The 4,412-nt window shown below is 35.4% G+C and carries 5 protein-coding genes; 2 read left to right on the forward strand and 3 right to left on the reverse strand.

Annotated features, from left to right (window positions below; all coding sequences use genetic code 11):
• Positions 1-112: 112 nt before the first annotated feature.
• From KI369_RS21815 to KI369_RS21825, 3 genes are all read right to left on the reverse strand, one after another.
• Entirely contained in the window at positions 113-1,285 is a 1,173-nt protein-coding gene (locus KI369_RS21815) for an SAM-dependent methyltransferase (RefSeq protein ID WP_212957360.1), read from the reverse strand.
• Between the two features lie 319 nt (positions 1,286-1,604).
• Complete coding sequence (locus tag KI369_RS21820; protein WP_212957361.1) at positions 1,605-1,931, reverse strand: winged helix-turn-helix transcriptional regulator; 327 nt, start codon at positions 1,929-1,931, stop codon at positions 1,605-1,607.
• Between the two features lie 192 nt (positions 1,932-2,123).
• The gene (locus tag KI369_RS21825) at positions 2,124-2,468 is read right to left on the reverse strand and encodes a winged helix-turn-helix transcriptional regulator (protein ID WP_212957362.1); all 345 of its coding nucleotides are present in this window, start codon (positions 2,466-2,468) and stop codon (positions 2,124-2,126) included.
• A gap of 412 nt (positions 2,469-2,880) precedes the next feature.
• On the opposite strand from KI369_RS21825, the gene KI369_RS21830 reads away from it, so the two are divergent.
• Both KI369_RS21830 and KI369_RS21835 read left to right on the forward strand, forming a co-directional pair.
• Positions 2,881-3,891: an aldo/keto reductase gene (locus KI369_RS21830; protein WP_006924216.1), complete on the forward strand. Its 1,011-nt coding sequence runs from the start codon at positions 2,881-2,883 to the stop codon at positions 3,889-3,891.
• Positions 3,892-3,970: 79 nt separating this feature from the next.
• A complete protein-coding gene (locus KI369_RS21835) occupies positions 3,971-4,387 on the forward strand; it encodes an SRPBCC family protein (RefSeq protein ID WP_212957363.1) in 417 nt (138 codons plus the stop codon).
• Positions 4,388-4,412 lie beyond the last annotated feature (25 nt).

The following is a 4,412-nucleotide window of genomic DNA, read 5'->3' on the forward strand; positions in this document are numbered from 1 at the left end:
TAACAAATAAAAAAGTCGGGATACAAATCATTCCGATTTTCACCCCGACTTTTTATTTCAAGTTATGGATTTATAAATTTTAACATTGCTTAAGAGCTATTAGATCACACTCTTATTCATACATATAAGAACGTGTCATCGGGATTGTATCGTTAATACCTTTTGTAAAGACAAATTGATGTAAATCAATATTACCAGTAAAGAATGAAGCTGCACATGCGTTTAAATATAAGCGCCACATACGAATGAATCGCTCATCTTTCGTTTTGCGAACTTCCTCCAGTACGTTTTCAAAATTCCGAGCCCATTGTTGTAATGTTTTCCCGTAATGTCTACGTAAGCTTTCCACATCAACAATGAAAAATTGTTCATTTGTCATGTTCGTGATTAATTCGTTAACAGCAGGGACATAACCGCCAGGGAATATATATTTTTCAATCCAACCATTCGTAGCACCACCATTGGCTGGAGAAGTAATACAATGAAGTAGAGAAATGCCACCATCATTTAGTAGTGTATTCACTGTTTCAAAGTATTGCGTAATGTTATCTTTTCCTACATGTTCAATCATACCTACACTAACAATTTTATCAAATTTATGATTCTTAATATCGCGGTAATCAAGTAAAGATACTTCAACTAAATCCGTAAGTCCCTCTTGTTTAATTCGCTCGGAAGTCTTAGCATATTGTTCCTCACTTAACGTTACTCCCATCGCTTTCACACCGTACTGCTTAGCGGCAGCTGTAATGAGCTCACCCCACCCGCAACCAATATCTAATAGCGTATCACCTTTTTGAAGGTTCAACTTTTTCAAAATATGATTCACTTTATTATGCTGAGCTGTCGTTAAAGAATCTTTCTCGCTTTGGAAATATGCACAAGAATATGTCATTGTTTCATCAAGCCATAATTTATAAAAATCGTTCCCAATATCATAATGATGAGCAATATCATCTTTATTTTTTTGTTTTGAGAAATTCCATTTACTTTTGAAATATTGCAACTTACTATCACCTAAAAAGCTATCCTGCCTTTTATAAATAGATTGAATTGCTTTTTCAAGGTTACCTTCTATTTCAAGATCCCCACTCATATATGCTTCACCGAACGCAATAGAAGGATCCTTTGCAAGCTCTTTTTTTGAAAGAGGCTTATGGAATGTTACATGAAATTGAGGTTCCCCTTCTCCATATTGTATTGTTTCTCCATTCCAAAGTGTAATTTGAACTGGATCTGAAAAAAGATTTTTGAGTATTTTTTTATAAAAAAGTTCTTCAACCATATAAACATCTCCTACTAAAAAATTGAACAAAAAACTATTCTAATTAATAAGTCTTTTTGAACATAGCTTAAAACCGTTATGACTTCTTGCTACGAGTGTCATTATAAAACGGTTATATTATGAAGCATAGTACGTACTTAAAAGTGATGAAGGCACTTTTAAGTTCCTATTAAAACCTTAATCAATCATTCATCATAGCTAAAACAACTGCTGATTTGATATAGATTCTTACTTTTCACCATAGTAACTTTCTAAAGTTTTATACTGAAAAAACACCACCTCATCAATAGGTGGTGTTTCAATATTACATATAGAGATTTCACTTAACTTCTGTGTTTTTTCTATCTATGCATCGTTCTCCCCATGCGGTTAATTGATTTAATACATTTTGTAAAGACCACCCATAATCGGTTAGGGAGTATTCTACTCGAGGGGGAATTTCTTTGTAAATTTCACGTGTAATTACACCATCTTCTTCCAGCTCACGTAGTTGCTGCGTTAACATTCTAACAGAAATTTCAGGAATCAAACGTTGTAACTCACTCGTTCTCTTTGTCCCTTTCGTTAAGTGACATAAAATAATGACCTTCCACTTTCCCCCGATAATTTCTAAAGTTGCTTCTATCGGTATATTATATTGTTTCACCCGTGCTCCTCTCCTTTTTTCTAAATTTCTTCTCTATTGTTGCGTAAAAACAAATAATTTTCTATACGGCACATTTTAGTTCCTACAGCACAAAAAAGTACCTATATTACCAAAAAGTAATTATGATGCTTAAAAATCTCCCTATATACAAAAAAGAAAAAACGAGCGTATTTTCGCTCGTTTTTTCCTTCTTTATTCAGCTGCTGTTATAAGCATAGACGTGTTACCATTCTTTTCAAGATGATTTTCTCCCCAGTTACAAAGAGAATCGAGTATAACGTCTAAAGAATGACCGTAATCCGTTAAAGAATACTCTACTTTTGGCGGCACTTGGTTATACACTTTTCTCTCGATTACACCGTCTTCTTCTAATTCACGTAATTGTTGGGTTAACATCTTTTGTGTAATACCAGACATTAATTGTTTTAATTCGCACGTTCTCTTTTTGTCTTTCTTTAAATGACAAAGGATAACTACTTTCCACTTTCCACCGATAACCTCTAAAGTCGCCTCTACAGGAATATTGTATGTTTTCATATAAAAATCTCCTTTAATAATGTTATAAGGCAATTAAGCTAAAGATTTAAATATTACTTTTAAGTATCTATAGCACCTTAAAGTACGTACTTTTTATTGTATTAAACATGTTTCATAATAGCATACGTAAACAGCAGATGAGTAGTACGGCACCAAAAAGTACCTGTATTACTTTTTAGTATCTATATCACTTTAAAGTACGTACTTTTCATTATGTAAAATACATTTCATAATAGCATTTGTAAGAGTTGAGTGAGTCATGCAGTGTTAGAAATTACCTGTTAGTACCCGTACTTTAAAGTGAGTATTTTTATCGTACATTTTGTCAGACGATGAAATGACATGTTTTCATTTTCACATCCATTCACAATGAATAAATAATTTTCAAATACATTTTAGGAGGATATCTATAATGAGTAAATTACTAAAAGAAAAAATCGGGTTTGGTACAGCACCACTAGGAAATATGTACCGTAATATCCCAGAGGAAGAAGCAATCGCTACAGTGGATGCTGCTTGGGAGAATGGCGTTCGTTACTTTGATACAGCTCCACTTTATGGATCTGGATTAGCGGAGATTCGTCTTGGCGAAGCACTGTCAAAAAGAAATCGTGATGATTACTTTTTAAGCACCAAAGTAGGTCGAACGATTTCAGATGAACTAGAAGATCCATCTGCACGTGATTTAGGTGAAAAAGGCGGACTTTTCGAATTTGGTCGCAAAAATAAAATGATCAATGACTATAGCGCAGATGCAACACTCCGTTCTATCGAGCAAAGTTTGAAACGTTTAAAAACAGATCGTCTAGACTTTGTTTTCATTCATGATTTAGCACAAGACTTTTATGGTGATGAGTGGATTTCACAATTTGAAACAGCTCGAACAGGAGCATTCCGTGCGCTAACACGTTTACGTGAAGAAGGAGTTATTAAGGGCTGGGGGCTTGGAGTAAACAAAGTAGAATCAATTGAACTTATGCTTGATTTAGAAGAAGCGAAACCAAATATATCCTTACTAGCTGGTCGCTATTCATTATTAGACCACGAACGTGCATTGCAACGAGTAATGCCTGCAGCTGTAAAGCATAATATGGATATTGTTGTTGGTGGCCCATATAGCTCAGGTATTCTTGCTGGCGGCGCTCACTTCGAATATCAAAAAGCATCGCCAGAAATTATTGCAAAAGTTGAGAAAATTAAAGCTCTTGCAGATCGTCACGAAATCAGCATCAAAGCTGCTGCACTACAATTTTCACTAGCCAATCCAGCAGTTGCTGCCGTTGTTCCTGGTGCAAGTAAACCAGAACGAATTGTAGAAGACCAAAACGCCTTAAACACAGTAATTCCAGCAGCATTCTGGGAAGAAATGCGCGAACAAAAATTAGTAGCACCTAATGCACCACTACCAATCAACGTAAAATAATTTGAAACCTTAATCAGTGGGATCATTCCCCACTGATTATTTGCTCGCAAATATCGAGATAAAAAGGAGCGTAATGAACATGGCACATACTACTACATCTATGGAAATTTTCGGTTCACCTGAACAAGTATGGCAATTAATCGGAGGTTTCAACTCCCTTCCAGACTGGTTACCCTATATACCTAGCAGTAAATTAACGGAAGGCGGTCGTGTACGTCACCTAGCTAATCCAGATGGTGACACGATTATAGAACGCTTAGAAGTATTCAATGATAAGGAACACTACTACACGTACTCAATTATGAATGCACCATTCCCAGTCACTAATTATCTTTCTACAATCCAGGTTAAAGAAGGTACTGAAAGTAACACATCTTTAGTAGAGTGGTCTGGCACTTTCACCCCTGTAGAGGTTAGTGATGAAGAGGCAATAAATCTGTTTCATGGCATTTACAGCGATGGCCTGAAAGCATTGCAACAAGCATTTCTAGACTGACTACTAAAAAACAACGAAAAGCAAA

The organism is Bacillus sanguinis, assembly GCF_018332475.1.
Classification (GTDB): Bacteria; Bacillota; Bacilli; order Bacillales; family Bacillaceae_G; genus Bacillus_A; species Bacillus_A sanguinis.

Coding starts and splice junctions, on each gene's coding strand:
- KI369_RS21815 (WP_212957360.1), bottom strand. CDS start 1,285: ATGGTTGAAGAACTTTTTTATAAAAAAATACTCAAAAATCTTTTTTCA.
- KI369_RS21825 (WP_212957362.1), bottom strand. CDS start 2,468: ATGAAAACATACAATATTCCTGTAGAGGCGACTTTAGAGGTTATCGGT.
- KI369_RS21830 (WP_006924216.1), top strand. CDS start 2,881: ATGAGTAAATTACTAAAAGAAAAAATCGGGTTTGGTACAGCACCACTA.
- KI369_RS21835 (WP_212957363.1), top strand. CDS start 3,971: ATGGCACATACTACTACATCTATGGAAATTTTCGGTTCACCTGAACAA.